We start from the raw sequence: 16,379 nt of genomic DNA, 5'->3' as shown, positions 1-16,379 counted from the left end.
CGGCACGGCTTGATCCGCAAACTGCCATTTCGGGCTGCGGTCCTTGTCGATGATCGCGGCGCGGATACCTTCCAGAAGATCACCATGCGCCATGGACCGCGAGGTAAAGCGGTATTCGAGGTCCAGCGCCTTTTCCATGGTCAACGACGGCCCCCGCAGACGGTGCAGGATTTCAATCGTGCAGGCCATGGACAGGGGGCTGTTGCGGTCCAGCATCTTGAGCGTGGCGCGGGCGAAATCACTGTCCTCGGCGCGCAAGGTGGTGAGCACATCAGACAGGGAGGCGCCGTGAAAATGCCGGTCGATATCCGGCATCAGCGCCTCGATCTTGCCCGCTGGCGGTGTGCCTGCCGCTGCTTCCAGCAGGCTGGTATCGCCTCTCTCTTCCAGCTTGGCGATCAGGTCGGGCCACTGGCTTTCGGCAATGTAAAGGTCTGCAAACCCTGCGAAAATCGCATCTGCCGCCCCCATGCGCGCGCCTGTGGTGCCAAGGTACTCCCCCAGACGCCCCGGTGCGAGGGCCAGCATCAGCGTGCCGCCCACATCCGGCACCAACCCGATGCCGCATTCCGGCATGGACATCTGCGTACTGTCCCCGACCACGCGATGCGATCCGTGACAGCCGATCCCGACACCGCCCCCCATGGTCAAGCCCTGAAGGAAGCTGACCACCGGTTTGGCATAGTGGAAAATCTTGTGGTTCAGGCGGTATTCATCGGCCCAGAACGCCTGCCCATAGGCGAAATCGCCCGCACGGCCTGTCGCATACAATTCGGCAATGTCACCGCCCGCGCAAAAGGCGCGGTCGCCTTCGGCGTCGATGATCACGAGGGCCACGGCGTCATCCTTGGCCCATGCGTCCATCGCCTTTTCAATGGCAAGGCACATCTCGTAGCTAAGCGCGTTCAGCGCCTCGGGGCGTTGCAAGGTGATCCGGCCCGCGTGGCCGATGACGCGAATGGAAAGATCGCTCATCGGTTTTTCAACATGTCGCGGGCCACGATGACGCGCATGATCTCGTTCGTGCCCTCAAGGATTTGGTGGACCCGCAAATCGCGCACCAGTTTTTCGATCCCGTAATCGGCAAGGTATCCATAGCCGCCGTGCAGTTGCAGACACTGGTCCACGACTTTCGATCCGGTTTCGGTGACAAACTTCTTGGCCATGGCGCAGAACTTGGTGGCGTCGGGCGCGTCTGTGTCCATCTTCCATGCCGCTTGGCGCAAGAAGGTGCGCGCGGCCTGCAATTCGATCTCCATATCCGCAAGGCGCCATTGCAGACCCTGAAACTGGTCGATCGGTTGGCCAAAGGCCTTGCGTTCGCCCATATAGTCCAGCGTGGCATTCAGGGCGGACTGCGCCGCACCCAGCGAACAGGCGGCAATGTTCAGACGGCCACCATCCAGCCCTTTCATCGCATATGTGAAACCTTTGCCTTCCTCACCCACCAGATTGTCGGCAGAAATGTTGCAATTGTCGAATTGCACTTGGGCCGTAGGTTGGCTGCGCCAGCCCATTTTGTCCTCAAGTCCGCCGAAACTCAGCCCGTCTGTGCCATCCTCGACATAGACGGTGGACACGCCTTTTGGCCCGTCCTCTCCGGTGCGGACCATGCAGACATAAGCATCGGAATAACCGCCGCCCGAGATGAATGCCTTGGTCCCGTTCAGCACATATCCTTCGTTGGTGCGCTCGGCCCGTGTGCGCAGGGCGGCGGCGTCCGACCCCGATCCGGGTTCGGTCAGGCAATAGCTGAGCACGGTTTCCATCGACAGCACACCCGGCATCACGCGGGCCTTCAGATCGTCGCCCGCAAAACTATCGAGCATCTTGGCACACATGTTGTGGATCGACAGGAAGGCCGCGACAGAGGGGCAGGCCATGCTCAGCGCCTCGAACACCAGCGTCGCGTCCAGTCGGCCCAGCCCTGCGCCGCCCGCGTCTTCGGACACATAGAGCGAGGCAAAGCCAAGCGCGCCAACCTGCGGCCACAGCTCTTTCGGGATGGTGCCTGCCGCTTCCCAGTCGCGCGCATGCGGTGCGATCTGTTCTTGGCCAAAGGCATAGGCCATGTCGAAAATTGCGCTTTGTTCTTCCGTTAAGGAGAAGTCCATGATGCCCCTTTCAGCACGGCCAGTTGCAGTGCGGATACGTTAATGGTTGTTCGTTGTGACCAGTTTTCCGACCTTTGCGGTCGGTGCCTCGATCAGTTCGTTGATGCTGGTTTCGCGTTGCCCCAGCAGTTCCAAGGCGTCGGCCTCGTTGTGCTGGATCATGGTGACCACCGCATCGACCCCCGCCCATGATCGGGTGAACAGCGATGCCAGTTCGTGCGAAACCGGCGTGGGCGCGATGTAGACCGCGATGGATTGCACACCCAGACCCGCCAGACGCTCGGCCTTGGCGGCCTGAATGTTCATGAACCGGACATAGTTCTTCTCGAATCCGGTGATGTCGGACATGTTGACCAGCTGTTTCTGTCCGGGCGCATAGTCATTGTCGGCGACATAGGCCGCCGACAATTCGATGAAATTATCGATAGTGAAAAACCCGGAATAGTCGCAGACAACAAGGCCACGGTCCGAGATTATCCGATAATTAAGCGGCATATCACTCCATGACGGGGATCGAGAATTCTCCGCCTTCCTTGATGCCCGACGGCCAGCGCGCTGTCACGGTTTTTGTGCGGGTGTAGAACTTGAACGAATCCGGTCCGTGCTGGTTCAGGTCGCCGAACACCGACTTTTTCCAGCCGCCAAAGGTGTGATAGGCCAGCGGCACAGGGATTGGCACGTTGATGCCGACCATGCCGATGTTGATGCGGTTGGCGAAATCGCGGGCCGCGTCGCCGTCACGGGTAAAGATCGCGGTGCCGTTGCCGTATTCGTGATCCATGGCAAGGCCGATCGCCTCTTCGTAGCTTTGGGCGCGCACAGTGGACAGGACGGGGCCAAAGATTTCCTGTTTGTAGATGTCCATGTCCTTGGTCACGTTATCAAACAGGTGCGGGCCGACGAAATAGCCGTCCTCATAGCCCTGAAGCGAGAAGTTGCGCCCGTCCACCACCAGTTTGGCGCCCTGATCGATGCCGGTTTGCACCAGACGTTCGATATTGGCTTTGGCGGCTGCGGTGACGACGGGGCCGTAATCCACATCCTTGCCTGCGGTGTAGGGGCCGACTTTCAGCTTTTCGATCCGTGGCACCAGCTTTTCGATCAGGCGGTCCGCGGTTTCATCGCCCACAGGGACAGCCACCGAAATCGCCATGCAGCGTTCGCCCGCCGCGCCGTAACCCGCACCAATCAGCGCGTCTGCCGCCTGATCCATGTCGGCGTCGGGCATGATGATCATGTGGTTCTTGGCACCGCCAAAACACTGCACCCGTTTGCCGTTCGCACAGCCTGTGGCATAGATATATTCCGCAATCGGGGTCGAGCCGACAAAGCCGATGGATTGCACGATGTCGTTGTGCAGGATTGCGTCGACGGCTTCCTTGTCGCCGTTCACCACTTGCAGGATGCCTTTGGGCAGGCCCGCTTCTTCCATCAGTTCCGCCAGCATCAGCGGCACGGACGGGTCACGTTCGGAGGGTTTGAGGATGAAGGCGTTGCCGCAGGCGATGGCGGGCGCGAACATCCACATCGGGATCATGGCTGGGAAGTTGAAGGGCGTGATACCCGCCGTCACCCCAAGGGGCTGGCGCATGGAATACATGTCGATGCCGGGGCCGGCGCTGTCGGTATATTCGCCTTTCAGCAGGTGCGGCGCACCGATGCAGTATTCCACAACCTCAAGGCCGCGCTGCACGTCACCGGCAGCATCCGGCAGCGTCTTGCCGTGCTCGCGGCTAAGTGCTTCGGCCAGTTTGTCCATGTCGCGGTTCAACAGGGCGACGAACTTCATCATCACCCGTGCGCGACGCTGCGGGTTCACGGCGGCCCAAGCAGGCTGGGCCTTGGCCGCGATCTCGACCGCGTTGGCCACTTCCTCGGTCGAGGCCAGAGGCACCCGTGCCTGCACTTCGCCCGTGGCGGGGTTCATGACGTCGGCAAAGCGGCCCGATGTGCCCGAGACATGGGCGCCGTTGATATAGTGGGTCAGGTCTTGCATTGGTTCTCCTGTCGCGCCGTGCCGCGCTGCTGCATGTTCAAATGGGGTCGGGCAGGGTGCGCACCGGATGGGGCGGCACAGTGCCGGACTTTGTGCGCGCCACGATAGCCACGCAATTTGCCGCGTAAAGGCGGGAGGCGGAAATATTTGCGCAATCTACATTCGGACCCGTTTGGCGGGTTTGCCTGTCGTTGCGTGATCGGACGGGTGCGAGGGCGAGAGTGGGGCGCGGTTGAGGGCCGTGAGTCTGTGTGTGAGACGGCGTGAGTGAAGCGCTTGCGGTAAGCGTGGGGAGACTGCGCGCATGCAGGCCGGACGTTGAAACGGCAGCGCACGGGGGCGCTGAGAAGTGCAGCCGAGATAAGGCGTGCATTTTGAATTGAACTGTTTGGAGTGAGAGTAAACCGATACTTATCAATTGGTTGTCGCGCTAATTTCATTCAACTGCCGCACCAACGGCACCCCCTCCGAAACGCCAGCCAAACCCAGCCCGAACCGCGCCAGACGCAATGCACACTTGACAGAAGCACGATTTGCAACCGACGCTTGTTCCAACGCAACGTCAAAGGAAGGCCAAACGTATGCTCGTGCACCAGATCCTGAAATCCAAATCCGACGATGCGGTGGTCACTGTCACGCCGGGCACGCCGGTCTCCGAAGCGGTGAAAATCCTTGCCGAGCGGAAAATTGGGACGGTGGTGATCTCTGCCGACGGGCAAACTGCCGAGGGCATCCTGTCAGAACGCGACGTGGTGCGGGTCATGGCGCAACGCGGTGCGGCGATCCTGTCCGACACGGTCGATACGCATATGACCTCGAAAATCGTGACATGCGGACGCGAGGATAGCGCCGATCATATCCTGCAAACCATGACCAACGGACGCTTCCGCCACATGCCTGTGCTGGAAGAGGGCAAGCTTGTCGGGTTGATCACAATCGGTGACGTGGTCAAGGCGCGACTGACGGAATTGGCGATGGAGAAGGATGCACTCGAAGGCATGATCATGGGGCATTAACCCTGCTTGCATTCGCGTGGCGTAAATGGTGCATTGCGCGGAATTGGACAGACGGAGGCGTCCCATGCGCATCGCCCTTTACCCAGGTACTTTCGATCCGATCACCTTGGGGCATATAGATATCATCCGGCGCGCAAGCCCGATGGTGGACAGGCTGGTGATCGGGGTCGCCATCAACCGCGACAAGGGGCCTTTGTTCTCTCTCGAAGAACGGGTCGCCATGATCGAGGCGGAATGCGCCAAACTATCTGAACAGACTGGGACCGAGATTGTCGCCCATCCGTTCGAGAACCTGCTGATCGACTGCGCGGTGGATGTGGGGGCGCAGATGATTGTGCGCGGCCTTCGCGCCGTGGCGGATTTCGAGTATGAATTCCAGATGGTCGGCATGAACCGCAAGCTCAACAACAGTGTCGAAACGGTGTTCTTGATGGCTGAGGCCGAGCATCAGGCGATTGCCTCCAAGCTGGTCAAAGAAATCGCGCGGCTTGGCGGCGACGTCAGCAAGTTTGTGACGCCCTTGGTGAACGACGCGCTGCGCACGCGGTTTGCCAACGAATAAGCATACGTGACGGGATGGCGGGGCGCTTTGCGCCTTCGTCCTTTGGGCAATCGGCCTGCTATGGCGTCGCTTGGGCGAATTTGTGCCGATCTTCGGTGTTTGGCGGTGTGAACACCGCGCTAGACCCCTTGAAAACAACGATTCCGCTACATCTGTCCGAAATCATAGGGAAATCCCCGTTCATGCTGCGTAGCGGCATAAAACCATGGCGATTTTCCGCCTGAGCGGATCAGACGTTTGGGGCCTTCTTTGCCCAAAACCCGCCCAAACCCGCCCGTCAATTGTATGAAATTGGGAACCCGCTAACTTGTATGGGAGTTCGGATATCAAACGAAACATAGAGTTAGGATCAATTTCATGCGCAGTTTCATCATCACCGCCGGTCTTTGTCTGGCAACGACGTCTGTATTTGCGGCGCCCACGGATGGTGTCGAAAAGCTTTCTGAAACACGCGTGACACTGGCCAATGGCTGTGTCTACGCCCCCAGCAGTTCCGGCCAAACGAGCCAGTGGACGCTGGTCGACAAGGAAACCGGTTCCTCCAAGGTTTGCAAATTCAAAACGATGGACCACGCCTCGTTCCTGCAACTGGCGAACCTTGATCTGAATTTCTTTGTCGGTGTGTTCCGCTAACTTTCCCCAGTTATCAGCGGATAAAAAAAGGCGCCCCTGCGGGCGCCTTTTTCTTTTGTCGGTCGGGGGGCGGTTCCTTACAGGAACTTGCCCATCGCAACGGCCGTATCGCTCATCCGGTTGGAGAAGCCCCATTCGTTGTCATACCATGTCAGGATGCGCAGCATGTTGCCGTCCATCACTTTGGTCTGATCGGTCGCAAAGATCGAAGAATGCGGATCGTGGTTGAAATCGGTGCTGACCAGTTTCGCATCCGTGACGCCCAGAACACCCGCCAGCGGGCCAGAGGCTGCGGCGGCGTGCATTGCTTCGTTCACTTGCGCTTCGGTCACGTCCTTGTTCAGTTCCACCGTCAGGTCCACGCAGGACACGTTCGGGGTAGGGACGCGGATCGCGACGCCGTCCAGCTTGCCTTCGAGTTCCGGCATCACCAGCGACACGGCCTTGGCCGCACCGGTCGAGGTCGGGATCATGGACAGGGCTGCCGCACGCGCGCGGTAGAGATCCTTGTGCATTGTATCCAGCGACGGCTGGTCGCCGGTATAGCTGTGCACCGTGGTCATGAAGCCGCGCTTGATGCCGTATTCGGCGTGCAGCACCTTGGCCACAGGGGCCAGACAGTTGGTGGTGCAGGACGCGTTGGACACAACGATATCGTCGCCGGTCAACTGGTCGTGGTTCACACCGAACACGATGGTCTTGTCGGCATTCGCACCAGGGGCCGAGATCAGCACGCGGCTGGAGCCGTTTTCGAGGTGCGCCTGACATGCGTCCTTGGAGGTGAAGATGCCGGTGCATTCCAGCACGATATCCACGTGGCCCCAAGGCAGGTCGGCGGGGTTACGCTCGGCGCTGACTTTGATCGGGCCATAGCCCACATCAATGCTGTCCGCGCCGGTTTTTACCTGAACGGGGAACCGCCCGTGAACCGAGTCATATTGCAGAAGGTGGGCATTGGTTTCGACGGGACCAAGATCGTTGATCGCAACAACCTCGATATCTGTGCGCCCGCTTTCCACGATTGCGCGCAGCACATTGCGGCCGATACGGCCAAACCCATTGATAGCGACTTTGATGGCCATGGTTTCCCCCATGTCTGGTGTCAAAATTCAGACCGGCACGTGCAACCCGAAACAGGGTTCGTGCCGTTAACGCTAACAAGGACAAAACACGTCGAATGTCAACCGGCGCTGGCAAAAGGCGCGCAAATCTCAGCGCCAGAATGCCATCCATTCCAACATATCGGCCAGCTTTTTGGCGAGAAACAGCAGATGCTCGGACCCGTTTATCATCACATCATAGGTGATGAGCCCGATCAAAAGCAGGGCAAGGATCAGCGCGCTACGATTTGTCATTGTCACCCGAATGTCAGCGTTATGTCTGACAGGGTTGTGACAGCAGGGGCGCGCGCGTGCAAGCGTATCGGCCCCTAGACCAGACGCCCCATCGCCACGGCCACATCCGCCATGCGCACCGAAAACGCCCATTCGTTGTCATACCACGCCAGCACCCGCACCAACCGCTTGCCCATGACCTTGGTCTGGTCGGGGGCGAAGATGCTGGAATGTTCGGTATGGTTGAAATCGACCGAGACTTTCTGTTCCTCGTCATAGGCCAGAACGCGGCCCATGTGGCCCCTGGCGGCGTCGGCCACGGCGGCGTTCACCTCTTCGACCGTCACGTCGCGCCCTGCGTGAAAGGTCAGGTCGACCGCGCTCACGTTAGGGGTGGGGACGCGCATGGCGGTCCCGTCCAGCTTGCCTGACAGGGATGGCAGCACCTCGCCCAGTGCCTTGGCAGCCCCTGTCGAGGTCGGGATCATCGACTGCGCCGCGGCGCGTGCGCGGTAGAGATCATCGTGGCGACGGTCCAGCGTGGGCTGGTCGCCGGTGTAGCTGTGGATCGTGGTCATGATCCCGTGTTCGATGCCGAACGCGTCGTCCAGCACCTTGGCCAGCGGTGCAAGGCAGTTGGTGGTGCAGGAACCGTTCGACACCATCCGATCATTCGCCGCCAGATCGCGGTGGTTCACGCCGAACACCACCGTCTTGTCCACGTTCTTCCCGGGCGCAGAGAGCAGCACCTTTCGAGCGCCGCGTTCAAGGTGGACATTGGCCTTTTGCCCGTCGTTGAACTTGCCGGTACATTCCAGAACCACGTCAACGCCGTCCCAGTCCAGCGCGTTCATGTCATAGGTCGACATCATGCGGATTGGTCCGCGCCCAAGGTCCATGCTGTCATTGGACAGGGTGATCTTGTTGGGGAACCGTCCGTGCACGCTGTCATAGCGCATCAGATGCGCCGAGGTTTCCAGCGGGCCGGTCGCGTTGATCGCCACCACGTCGATATCGTTGCGCATAGAGGTGGCGATATGGGACAGGGTGCAGCGCCCGATCCGGCCAAATCCGTTGATACCGACTTTGATGGTCATGGTTGCTGGTCCCTTTGCTATTCCACGCTATAGTTCTGGTGCACTGGTAGCGGGCAGTCCTGCGCGTGCCTAGAGTGAAAAAGACAGAAAATCAGTATGTTAGCGATAAAGCTGTATCAAAATTTGCCGGTGGCGCTAACAGTATACGCAAGGCGCGCAGCATGTTATGCGCTAACGCGAAATGACTTAGAGGAGCAGGCCTGATGAGTGGACTTCTGGCGCTTTTGGATGACGTGGCATCAATCGCCAAGGTGGCGGCAGCCAGTGTGGACGATGTGATCGGGCAGGCGGCCAAGGCGGGGGCCAAGGCGGCGGGCGCGGTGATCGACGACGCGGCAGTGACGCCGAAGTATGTGCACGGCTTTGCGGCAGAACGTGAATTGCCGATCATCTGGCGCATCACCAAGGGCTCGCTCAAGAACAAGCTGGTCTATCTGCTGCCGGTCGGGCTGCTGCTGGCGAACTTTGCGCCTTGGGCAATTCCGCCGCTGCTGATGCTGGGCGGCGGATACTTGTGTTTCGAAGGGGCCGAAAAGGTCGCCCATGCCTTGGGCTTTGGGCACGGGCACGAGGATTACGAGGGCAAGGAAACCAAGGTCGAAGACCCCGCGCACCTCGAAGAGGAAAAGGCCGCAGGCGCGATCAAAACCGATTTCATCCTGTCTGCCGAGATCATGACCATCTCGCTTGCCGCGATCCCCGAAAGCAATTTCTGGTTCGAAGCGGCCACGTTGGCGGCGGTGGCGGTAATGATCACCGTGGCGGTTTATGGCTCGGTCGCGCTGATCGTAAAGGCGGACGATGTGGGCCTTGCCATGGCAGGCAATGGGCGTCTGGGCCTCACACGCGCCTTGGGCCGCGGCATCGTGCGCGTCATGCCTGGTTTCATGAAAACCCTGACCGTCGTGGGCACCGCCGCGATGCTGTGGGTGGGGGGTTCGATCATCGTCCACGGGCTGGCCGAAATGGGCTGGCACACCCCCGAAGAGGTCATCTATGGCATCGGCAAAGCAGTCGGTAACGGCTCCGGCGCGCTGGAATGGGCGACCAAGGCCGCGATTGACGGTGTTCTGGGTCTGGCCCTTGGCGTTATCCTGATCCCGATCGGGGAAAAGGTGATCACGCCGATCTGGCGCAAGTTCGCACCCAAAGCGGTTTAAGCCCGAAACCCGAGACCGAAATTGATCGCCAGTCCGTTCTGCCGGCTGGCGATTTTCGTTTGGGCCATGCACTGGTTTCGCGGCCTAGCGGCGCACGCCATTCCCCCCAATTGACCACGCAGCAAGGCGGCGCTACCACAGCGCCATCTGGCCCGTCGGGACGACCCGACCCTGCAAGGGCCCTTGTCAGGACTACCTGAAGCAAAACGAGGTCAGTATGGCGTGGTTTTATCTTTTTAGTGCGGGTCTGTTGGAAGTTGTCTGGGCGACGGGGCTGAAGAAACTGGGCGCGGGGTTCTCGTTCACGCTCGCCTTTTTGACGCTGGTGGCCATGGCGGCCAGCATTGCCGCCCTTTACGCGGCCATGGCGCGATTGCCACTGGGCATCGCCTATCCGATCTGGACGGGGCTTGGATCCATCGGGTCGGTGGTGGTCAGCGTCTATGCTTTCAACCACAGCATCAGCCTGTCGGGCATTCTGGGCCTGATCCTGCTGCTGGCGGGTATGGTTCTGCTGGGCATGGACGCCTGAACATCCCGCTGGGCCTGTCACCCGTATAACTGCATAAAAAAAGACCCCTGCATTACACAGGGGTCTTCCAAAACTTACAAATCCGACAGGACGGCGATCAAAGCAGCGCTTTGACCTTTTCGACAATCGCCTCTGCCGTGATCCCGAACTTCTCGAACAGCACGTTGGCAGGGGCAGAGGCCCCGAAACCTTCCATGCCGACAAAGTCCGCTTTCTTGGCCGTGCCACGTTCGCCCAGCAACCACTGGTCCCAGCCTTGGCGCACAGCGGCTTCGACGCCGACGCGCACGGGGCCTGCGGGCAGAACCTTGCGGCGGTAGGCTTCGTCCTGCTCGGCGAACAGCTCCATGCAGGGCATGGAGACGACGCGCGTGCCGATCCCAGCCTCTTGCAACATGTCACGGGCGGTCATGGCCAACGATACTTCGGAACCGGTGGCAATCAGGATCGCCTGACGCTTGCCTTCTGCTTCGGCCAGAACATAGGCGCCTTGGGCCGTCAGGTTCTTCAGCTTGTGCTCGGTCCGGACGGTGGGCAGGCCCTGACGGGTCAGGGACAGAACCGAAGGCGTGGTCTTGGACGACAGCGCCAGTTCCCATGCCTCGGCCGTTTCAATCGCATCGGCAGGGCGGAACACATGGGTGTTCGGCGTTGCGCGGCTGATGGCAAGGTGTTCGACCGGCTGGTGCGTCGGGCCGTCTTCGCCCAGACCGATGGAGTCGTGGGTCATGACGTAGACAGTTGGCACCTGCATCAGCGCCGACAGACGCATCGCGGGGCGGGCATAGTCGGTAAAGCACATGAACGTGCCGCCATAGGGGCGGATGCCGCCATGCAGCGCCATGCCGTTCATCGCCGAGGCCATGCCATGTTCGCGGATGCCCCAGTAGACATAGCGCCCGCCACGGTTGTCGATATCAAAGACACCCATGTCGCCGGTCTTGGTGTTGTTCGAACCCGTCAGGTCGGCCGAGCCGCCAACGGTTTCGCCCATCACAGGGTTCAGCACCTCAAGCGCCTTTTCGGACGCGGCACGTGTCGCCAGTTTGGGCGCACTTTCCGACATCTGCTTTTTGAAGGCTTTGACGGTGGCCGACAGCTTCTTGGGTGCGTCGCCCGCCATGATGCGGGTGAATTCGCGCTGTTTGCTTTCCGAAACAGAGGCAAAGCGTTCTTCCCACGCCGCGCGTTCCTCGGCACCGCGGGATCCGATGGCTTCCCATGCGGCTTTCACATCCGCTGGCACGTCGAACGGGCCGGTGGTCCAGCCATAGGCGGCCTTGGCGGCGGCCATCTGGTCGGCATCGGTCAAAGCGCCGTGGCCCTTGGACGTGTCCTGTGCCGCGTGACCCAGAGCGATATGCGTTTTGCACGCGATCATCGTGGGTTTCTTCTGTTTTTTGGCTTTGGTGATGGCGGCGTCGATCTCGTCGGGGTTGTGACCGTCGATTTCGATCACCGACCAGCCTGCCGCCTTAAAGCGCTGCGGTTGGTCCGTGGTGTCGGACAGGGTGACGGGACCGTCGATGGTGATGTTGTTGTTGTCCCAGAACACGATCAGCTTGCCCAGTTCGTGGCGGCCCGCAAGGGTGATCGCCTCTTGGCTCACGCCTTCCATCAGGCAACCGTCACCGGCGATGACATAGGTGTAGTGGTCCACCAGCTTGCGCTTGTACTTGGCGCGCAGAATTTCCTCGGCCATAGCAAAGCCGACCGAGTTGGCGATGCCCTGACCCAGCGGGCCTGTTGTCGTCTCGATCCCTGCGGCGTGGCCGTATTCGGGGTGACCGGCCGTAATCGCGCCCCATTGGCGGAAATTGCGGATCTGGTCGATCGTCATGTCCTCGTAACCCGTCAGGTGCAGCAGCGAATACAGCAGCATGGACCCGTGGCCCGCCGACAGGATGAACCGGTCGCGGTCGGGCCAGTTCGGCGCGGAGGCGTCGAATTTCAGGTGCTTTTCAAACAGCACGGTTGCCACATCGGCCATGCCCATGGGCATGCCGGAGTGGCCGGAATTAGCCGCAGCAACCGCGTCCAGCGTCAATGCGCGGATGGCAGTAGCCTTGGACCAGTGGTCGGGATGGGCGGTGCGAAGGGCGGTCAAATCCACGTGTGTCATTTCCTTTGAGCAATAAGCGTTGAGGCTGCATATCAGCCAAGGGGCAAAGATCAAGGCGCTCTGAGCCTTCAGTAACATCCCCTATGACGTCAGTTTGGTCATCCAAACATTAACGCCACCGCGCAAGTGGTTGATCGTAAAGGGGGGGCGCAATTCGCAAATGCATTGGATAAACTGGCGTGCAACCGCATGGCGAACCGATTCGCTGCGGCGGACGCGTGAAACATGTTCGGGGCTGCGCCTTGGGGCATGTGCAGATCGGGAAATAAGGGGACAGGCATCACGATGAGCGAGATTGATGCACTACAACAGCGGCTGACCGCAGCCATGGACCGGATCACTGCCGGCATGGGCAAAATGCAGGCAGGCGGCGCTGGCAATACCGCCGAACTGGAATCCGCGCTGGAAGACGAAAAAATCGCCAACGCACAACTGACCGAACGGGTGCGCAAGCTGGCCACCTTGCAGGAAAAGGCCACCTCGGACGCCGAGGCCGCGCGCGCCGCTTCCGAGGCGGCCCAGTCCCGTCTTGAGGAGCTTGAGCTTGAGATGCAGCGACTGCGCAAGGCCAACGACCAGTTGCGCGACTCGAACGCCGCCCTGCGCGCCGCCAACGAGGAAGGCGTGGGCGATCCCCACCTGATCAACAAGGCGATGATGGCCGAACTGGACAGTCTGCGGGCCGCTCGCGCAGTGGACGTGGCCGAGACATCCAGCATTATCAGCGCGTTGGCGCCACTGCTGGACCGCATCGAGGTACAGGGCGAGGAGGACGAAGATGCCTGAAGTAACGGTAATGATCGGCAACCGCCCCTTTGTGGTGGCCTGCCAGGAGGGGGAAGAACCCTATCTGAAATCCGCCGCCAAGATGCTGGATGACGAGGCGCAGATCCTTGCGGATCAGGCGGGCCGGATGCCCGAGGCGCGGATGCTGCTGATGGCCGGTTTGATGCTGGCCGACAAGACCGCCAGCGTCGAGGACAAGATCGCCGAAGTGCGCGCCGAACTGGCCGAGCGTGAAGCCGAACTGGAAGGGCTGCGCACCATGGGTGCGCCCGAACCCGAACGGATCGAAGTGCCCGTTGTGCCGCAGGCCGTCACCGAAACGCTGGCCGAACTCGCCGCCCGCGCCGAGGCATTGGCCGCGGATGTAGAAGAAAAAGCAGGCTAGGCCGACAGGTCGGACAGGATCGGGCCGCGTGCTGCACTAGGGCAGGGCGCGGCCTTTTTGTTTGGTGGCGCGGGGGAAAGGGGACGTCATTGGCACATGTGAACAAGGTCATGCGCTCGATCAATCTGGAGGGCGAGACCATCTGCGTCGATATTTTCCAGCGTCCCGACGGCACATTCGGCTTTGACGAATTCCGCCGCGATCCCGAGGACGGGCGCGGCTGGTACAGTATCGGCTATTACGGCGATCAGGTCTTTTCCTGCGAAGCCGACGCGCTGGCCAAGGCGCAAGAGGCCGTACACTGGCTGGCCGACGCACTATAGCAAACACGAAAACGGCCCGCGCAGGGCGGGCCGGTATCTTGCAGATCACAGACGGGCGCAACGCCCGCCGCCAATACGGGTTTAGCCGTTGGCTTCGCGGATCTTGTCGGCGGCGTCCTTGTCATAGGTCACGCCGTTTTCTTCGAACAACGTGTCCAGTTCACCTGAAAGGGTCATCTCGGTGATGATGTCACAGCCGCCGACAAACTCGCCCTTGACGTAAAGCTGGGGGATGGTGGGCCAATCGGAAAATTCCTTGATGCCCGAACGGATTTCTTCGTCCGCCAGCACGTTCACGTCGGCGTAATCGACGCCCATATAGTTCAGCACACCCGCCACACGGCTGGAAAAGCCGCATTGGGGCATGGATTTGGTGCCTTTCATATACAGCACCACATCGTTGGATTTGATCGTTTCGGATATACGTGCGTTTGCGTCGCTCATGTCAGTCATCTTTCTTGATATAGGCGCTGTAGTAGCGCGCGGCATAGGTTTCGTCTTCGGGCATGGCAGGGACCAGAAGGCTTGCCCCCGTGGTCGCGGTGTTGTTGCGTCCGTGCGAACGGGCGGCAGTGGCGCGTTCCAGTGCGTCGTTCTGGCGGTTCACCTTTTGCACCAGTGACAGATCTGTGGCTTCCATGCCCAGCGGGGTGACCTGTTCCTGACCCATTTCGCGGCGGTCAGGACGGCGCGTGGCCAAGGGACGGCGCGGGCCGGATCGGAAGGGAAAGCTTATGATCTGCCAAAGGGCATTCATCCCGGCGCTTTCGTGGTCAGCGCAAGGGCGTGCAGTTCACCGTGGCTGCCATCCATCTTGCCCTTGAGGGCCTTGGTGACGGCGCGGTGCTGCTGCACGCGGTTCATTCCGGCAAAGGACGCGTCGATCACCTCGGCGGAATAGTGGTTTCCGTCGCCTGCAAGGTCGGTGATCGTGATCTTCGCAGAAGGAAAGCTTTCGCGGATCAGCTCTTCGATTTCGTGGGCTTGCATGGGCATGGGGCGGTCCTTGGATGATGTTGATCCAGATTTAGGGCGGCAGGACGAAGGGTGCAAGCGGTTGACAGCGCCAAAGCGCGTTGTGCGCCCGCGGGCTTGTGTCAGGCAGCCCCTCAGGACTAGGTTTCAGGCAATGCAGGATCCCCCGCAGCGGAGAGTGATATGACGCCCACCGACAACCACCCCGACCCGAACAGCGACAGCAGCACCGAGCAAGCGCCCGAACAGGCGCTGGCATGGGCGCGGGCCGGAGAAGGGGCCGCGCTTGCCACCGTGGTGCAGACCTGGGGCAGCGCGCCGCGCCGTGCGGGGGCGCAAATGGCGGTGTCGGGCGCGGGCGACATGGTCGGATCGGTGTCGGGTGGCTGTGTCGAGGGCGCAGTGGTGGTCGAAGCGATGGAGGCCATCGCGGACGGCACGCCCCGCCTGCTGGAATTCGGGGTCAGTGACGGCGATGCCTTTGCTGTTGGGCTGGCCTGTGGCGGCACGATCAAGGTGCTGTTGGAGCCTGTGGGCGCAGGCTTGCCCGTCGACATGCTAGAAGAACTGGTCGCGGCGCGGGCCGAGCGGCGTGCGCTGGCCTATGTGATCGACCTGCAGGACTGGACGCGACGGCTCGACAGCACGGGCCACGCGGCGCGCTTTGCGAGCGACCGTAGCGGGGTAGAGGAGGACGGCCGCACCTTTGTCGCCATTCACAACCTGCCCTTGCGGCTGGCGGTGGTGGGGGCAGTGCATATTGCCCAAGCCCTTGTGCCCATGGCGCGGGTGGCGGGGTTCGATCCGGTGGTGATTGACCCGCGCGGGGCCTTCGGGTCGGCGGCGCGCTTTCCGGACGTTGTGATACTTGACGACTGGCCCGATGCGGCGCTGGAGGCATATGGCTTGGATGCGCGCACGGCGCTGGTGTTGCTCACCCATGATCCGAAACTGGACGATCCGGCGCTGCACGTCGCGCTGCGCTCTGACGCGTTCTATATCGGCGCACTGGGGTCCACCCGCACCCACGCCAAGCGGGTCAACCGCCTGCAAGAGGCGGGGTTCGCGCCCGACCAGATCGCGCGGATCCACGGCCCTGTCGGCCTTGATATCGGCGCGGCCAGTCCGGCGGAAATCGCCGTGTCGATCCTTGGCCAGATGGTCCAGACCCTTCGCCGCCCGGCCTGAGGCGGCGGCAAGCACGGCGGCTATGTCCTTGAGTGCGTTGAAAAGGTCGCGGGGCGTCGCGCTGCGCCTTGCATGATCCTGCGAATTGTCGGTGCCTCGCAAGTTTAGTGTTCTCATGTGGCAAGCGGCGTGCTTAACTCCGATCCAAACAGGTTT

Annotated in this window: 19 protein-coding genes and 1 pseudogene; 9 read left to right on the top strand and 11 right to left on the bottom strand. The window is 61.0% G+C overall.

Annotated elements, in window-relative coordinates; all coding sequences use genetic code 11:
- Positions 1 to 9: 9 nt before the first annotated feature.
- The 4 genes and pseudogenes from AC6GQJ_RS03795 to AC6GQJ_RS03780 form a co-directional block, all read right to left on the bottom strand.
- A pseudogene (locus AC6GQJ_RS03795) lies at positions 10 to 975 on the bottom strand (enoyl-CoA hydratase/isomerase family protein); the annotation flags it as partial.
- Complete coding sequence (locus AC6GQJ_RS03790) at positions 972 to 2,114, bottom strand: acyl-CoA dehydrogenase family protein (RefSeq protein ID WP_500771929.1); 1,143 nt, start codon at positions 2,112 to 2,114, stop codon at positions 972 to 974. The pseudogene AC6GQJ_RS03795 and the gene AC6GQJ_RS03790, both read right to left, overlap by 4 nt.
- A 39-nt stretch (positions 2,115 to 2,153) precedes the next feature.
- The gene (locus AC6GQJ_RS03785) at positions 2,154 to 2,609 is read right to left on the bottom strand and encodes a hypothetical protein (RefSeq protein ID WP_500771927.1); all 456 of its coding nucleotides are present in this window, start codon (positions 2,607 to 2,609) and stop codon (positions 2,154 to 2,156) included.
- A 1-nt stretch (position 2,610) separates the two neighbouring features.
- Positions 2,611 to 4,110, bottom strand: a complete 1,500-nt coding sequence (locus AC6GQJ_RS03780; protein ID WP_500771925.1) for a CoA-acylating methylmalonate-semialdehyde dehydrogenase — start codon at positions 4,108 to 4,110, stop codon at positions 2,611 to 2,613.
- Between the two features lie 581 nt (positions 4,111 to 4,691).
- On the opposite strand from AC6GQJ_RS03780, the gene AC6GQJ_RS03775 reads away from it, so the two are divergent.
- The 3 genes from AC6GQJ_RS03775 (at position 4,692) to AC6GQJ_RS03765 (ending at position 6,321) form a co-directional block, all read left to right on the top strand.
- Positions 4,692 to 5,126 carry a CBS domain-containing protein gene (locus tag AC6GQJ_RS03775; protein WP_500771923.1) on the top strand — a complete coding sequence of 145 codons (435 nt, stop codon included), beginning with the start codon at positions 4,692 to 4,694 and terminating at the stop codon, positions 5,124 to 5,126.
- A 64-nt stretch (positions 5,127 to 5,190) separates the two neighbouring features.
- Positions 5,191 to 5,688: a pantetheine-phosphate adenylyltransferase gene (coaD, locus tag AC6GQJ_RS03770; protein ID WP_500771921.1), complete on the top strand. Its 498-nt coding sequence runs from the start codon at positions 5,191 to 5,193 to the stop codon at positions 5,686 to 5,688.
- A gap of 357 nt (positions 5,689 to 6,045) precedes the next feature.
- On the top strand, positions 6,046 to 6,321 hold the full coding sequence (locus AC6GQJ_RS03765; protein WP_500771919.1) for a hypothetical protein: 276 nt from the start codon (positions 6,046 to 6,048) through the stop codon (positions 6,319 to 6,321).
- Positions 6,322 to 6,398: 77 nt separating this feature from the next.
- On the opposite strand, the gene gap (AC6GQJ_RS03760) is transcribed toward AC6GQJ_RS03765, so the two are convergent.
- From gap (AC6GQJ_RS03760) to gap (AC6GQJ_RS03750), 3 genes are all read right to left on the bottom strand, one after another.
- A complete protein-coding gene (gene gap / locus AC6GQJ_RS03760) occupies positions 6,399 to 7,403 on the bottom strand; it encodes a type I glyceraldehyde-3-phosphate dehydrogenase (RefSeq protein ID WP_500771917.1) in 1,005 nt (334 codons plus the stop codon).
- Positions 7,404 to 7,532: 129 nt separating this feature from the next.
- On the bottom strand, positions 7,533 to 7,676 hold the full coding sequence (locus AC6GQJ_RS03755) for a hypothetical protein (protein WP_500771915.1): 144 nt from the start codon (positions 7,674 to 7,676) through the stop codon (positions 7,533 to 7,535).
- 74 nt (positions 7,677 to 7,750) lie between these two features.
- Positions 7,751 to 8,752: a type I glyceraldehyde-3-phosphate dehydrogenase gene (gene gap, locus AC6GQJ_RS03750; RefSeq protein ID WP_500771913.1), complete on the bottom strand. Its 1,002-nt coding sequence runs from the start codon at positions 8,750 to 8,752 to the stop codon at positions 7,751 to 7,753.
- Positions 8,753 to 8,955: 203 nt separating this feature from the next.
- On the opposite strand from gap (AC6GQJ_RS03750), the gene AC6GQJ_RS03745 reads away from it, so the two are divergent.
- Both AC6GQJ_RS03745 and AC6GQJ_RS03740 read left to right on the top strand, forming a co-directional pair.
- Entirely contained in the window at positions 8,956 to 9,912 is a 957-nt protein-coding gene (locus AC6GQJ_RS03745) for a DUF808 domain-containing protein (RefSeq protein WP_500771911.1), read from the top strand.
- Between the two features lie 217 nt (positions 9,913 to 10,129).
- Complete coding sequence (locus tag AC6GQJ_RS03740) at positions 10,130 to 10,444, top strand: DMT family transporter (protein WP_500771909.1); 315 nt, start codon at positions 10,130 to 10,132, stop codon at positions 10,442 to 10,444.
- A 97-nt stretch (positions 10,445 to 10,541) separates the two neighbouring features.
- Here the strand turns inward: AC6GQJ_RS03740 and tkt are convergent, their stop codons facing one another.
- Entirely contained in the window at positions 10,542 to 12,557 is a 2,016-nt protein-coding gene (gene tkt, locus AC6GQJ_RS03735) for a transketolase (RefSeq protein ID WP_500771907.1), read from the bottom strand.
- A gap of 294 nt (positions 12,558 to 12,851) precedes the next feature.
- Here tkt and AC6GQJ_RS03730 point away from each other — a divergent pair, with 294 nt between their 5' ends.
- The 3 genes from AC6GQJ_RS03730 to AC6GQJ_RS03720 all read left to right on the top strand — a co-directional run bounded on the left by AC6GQJ_RS03730 (position 12,852) and on the right by AC6GQJ_RS03720 (position 14,060).
- Complete coding sequence (locus AC6GQJ_RS03730; RefSeq protein ID WP_500771905.1) at positions 12,852 to 13,352, top strand: hypothetical protein; 501 nt, start codon at positions 12,852 to 12,854, stop codon at positions 13,350 to 13,352.
- A complete protein-coding gene (locus AC6GQJ_RS03725; RefSeq protein ID WP_500771903.1) occupies positions 13,345 to 13,737 on the top strand; it encodes a cell division protein ZapA in 393 nt (130 codons plus the stop codon). The genes AC6GQJ_RS03730 and AC6GQJ_RS03725 overlap by 8 nt, the downstream gene beginning before the upstream one ends.
- 98 nt (positions 13,738 to 13,835) lie before the next feature.
- Entirely contained in the window at positions 13,836 to 14,060 is a 225-nt protein-coding gene (locus AC6GQJ_RS03720; RefSeq protein WP_500773795.1) for a hypothetical protein, read from the top strand.
- An 81-nt stretch (positions 14,061 to 14,141) separates the two neighbouring features.
- Here AC6GQJ_RS03720 and grxD read toward each other — a convergent pair whose 3' ends face one another.
- From grxD to AC6GQJ_RS03705, 3 genes are read right to left on the bottom strand one after another with little or no spacing between them, the layout of a single operon-like run.
- On the bottom strand, positions 14,142 to 14,504 hold the full coding sequence (gene grxD, locus AC6GQJ_RS03715) for a Grx4 family monothiol glutaredoxin (RefSeq protein ID WP_500771901.1): 363 nt from the start codon (positions 14,502 to 14,504) through the stop codon (positions 14,142 to 14,144).
- Position 14,505: 1 nt separating this feature from the next.
- Positions 14,506 to 14,817: a hypothetical protein gene (locus AC6GQJ_RS03710; protein ID WP_500771899.1), complete on the bottom strand. Its 312-nt coding sequence runs from the start codon at positions 14,815 to 14,817 to the stop codon at positions 14,506 to 14,508.
- On the bottom strand, positions 14,814 to 15,056 hold the full coding sequence (locus tag AC6GQJ_RS03705) for a BolA/IbaG family iron-sulfur metabolism protein (RefSeq protein ID WP_500771897.1): 243 nt from the start codon (positions 15,054 to 15,056) through the stop codon (positions 14,814 to 14,816). The genes AC6GQJ_RS03710 and AC6GQJ_RS03705 overlap by 4 nt, the downstream gene beginning before the upstream one ends.
- A gap of 162 nt (positions 15,057 to 15,218) precedes the next feature.
- Between AC6GQJ_RS03705 and AC6GQJ_RS03700 the strand changes: the two genes are divergently transcribed.
- Positions 15,219 to 16,223 (top strand): XdhC family protein, encoded by a 1,005-nt coding sequence (locus AC6GQJ_RS03700; RefSeq protein WP_500771895.1) that lies wholly within the window; start codon positions 15,219 to 15,221, stop codon positions 16,221 to 16,223.
- Positions 16,224 to 16,379: the final 156 nt, after the last annotated feature.

It is taken from the genome of Tateyamaria sp. 7Alg 36, from assembly GCF_059882455.1.
This window is presented reverse-complemented; position numbering and strand designations above follow the sequence as displayed.

Coding starts and splice junctions, on each gene's coding strand:
- coaD (WP_500771921.1), top strand. CDS start 5,191: ATGCGCATCGCCCTTTACCCAGGTACTTTCGATCCGATCACCTTGGGG.
- AC6GQJ_RS03775 (WP_500771923.1), top strand. CDS start 4,692: ATGCTCGTGCACCAGATCCTGAAATCCAAATCCGACGATGCGGTGGTC.
- AC6GQJ_RS03780 (WP_500771925.1), bottom strand. CDS start 4,110: ATGCAAGACCTGACCCACTATATCAACGGCGCCCATGTCTCGGGCACA.
- gap (WP_500771913.1), bottom strand. CDS start 8,752: ATGACCATCAAAGTCGGTATCAACGGATTTGGCCGGATCGGGCGCTGC.
- AC6GQJ_RS03790 (WP_500771929.1), bottom strand. CDS start 2,114: ATGGACTTCTCCTTAACGGAAGAACAAAGCGCAATTTTCGACATGGCC.
- AC6GQJ_RS03745 (WP_500771911.1), top strand. CDS start 8,956: ATGAGTGGACTTCTGGCGCTTTTGGATGACGTGGCATCAATCGCCAAG.
- AC6GQJ_RS03705 (WP_500771897.1), bottom strand. CDS start 15,056: ATGCCCATGCAAGCCCACGAAATCGAAGAGCTGATCCGCGAAAGCTTT.
- AC6GQJ_RS03700 (WP_500771895.1), top strand. CDS start 15,219: ATGACGCCCACCGACAACCACCCCGACCCGAACAGCGACAGCAGCACC.
- AC6GQJ_RS03730 (WP_500771905.1), top strand. CDS start 12,852: ATGAGCGAGATTGATGCACTACAACAGCGGCTGACCGCAGCCATGGAC.
- AC6GQJ_RS03710 (WP_500771899.1), bottom strand. CDS start 14,817: ATGAATGCCCTTTGGCAGATCATAAGCTTTCCCTTCCGATCCGGCCCG.
- grxD (WP_500771901.1), bottom strand. CDS start 14,504: ATGAGCGACGCAAACGCACGTATATCCGAAACGATCAAATCCAACGAT.
- AC6GQJ_RS03725 (WP_500771903.1), top strand. CDS start 13,345: ATGCCTGAAGTAACGGTAATGATCGGCAACCGCCCCTTTGTGGTGGCC.
- gap (WP_500771917.1), bottom strand. CDS start 7,403: ATGGCCATCAAAGTCGCTATCAATGGGTTTGGCCGTATCGGCCGCAAT.
- AC6GQJ_RS03740 (WP_500771909.1), top strand. CDS start 10,130: ATGGCGTGGTTTTATCTTTTTAGTGCGGGTCTGTTGGAAGTTGTCTGG.
- AC6GQJ_RS03785 (WP_500771927.1), bottom strand. CDS start 2,609: ATGCCGCTTAATTATCGGATAATCTCGGACCGTGGCCTTGTTGTCTGC.
- AC6GQJ_RS03755 (WP_500771915.1), bottom strand. CDS start 7,676: ATGACAAATCGTAGCGCGCTGATCCTTGCCCTGCTTTTGATCGGGCTC.
- AC6GQJ_RS03765 (WP_500771919.1), top strand. CDS start 6,046: ATGCGCAGTTTCATCATCACCGCCGGTCTTTGTCTGGCAACGACGTCT.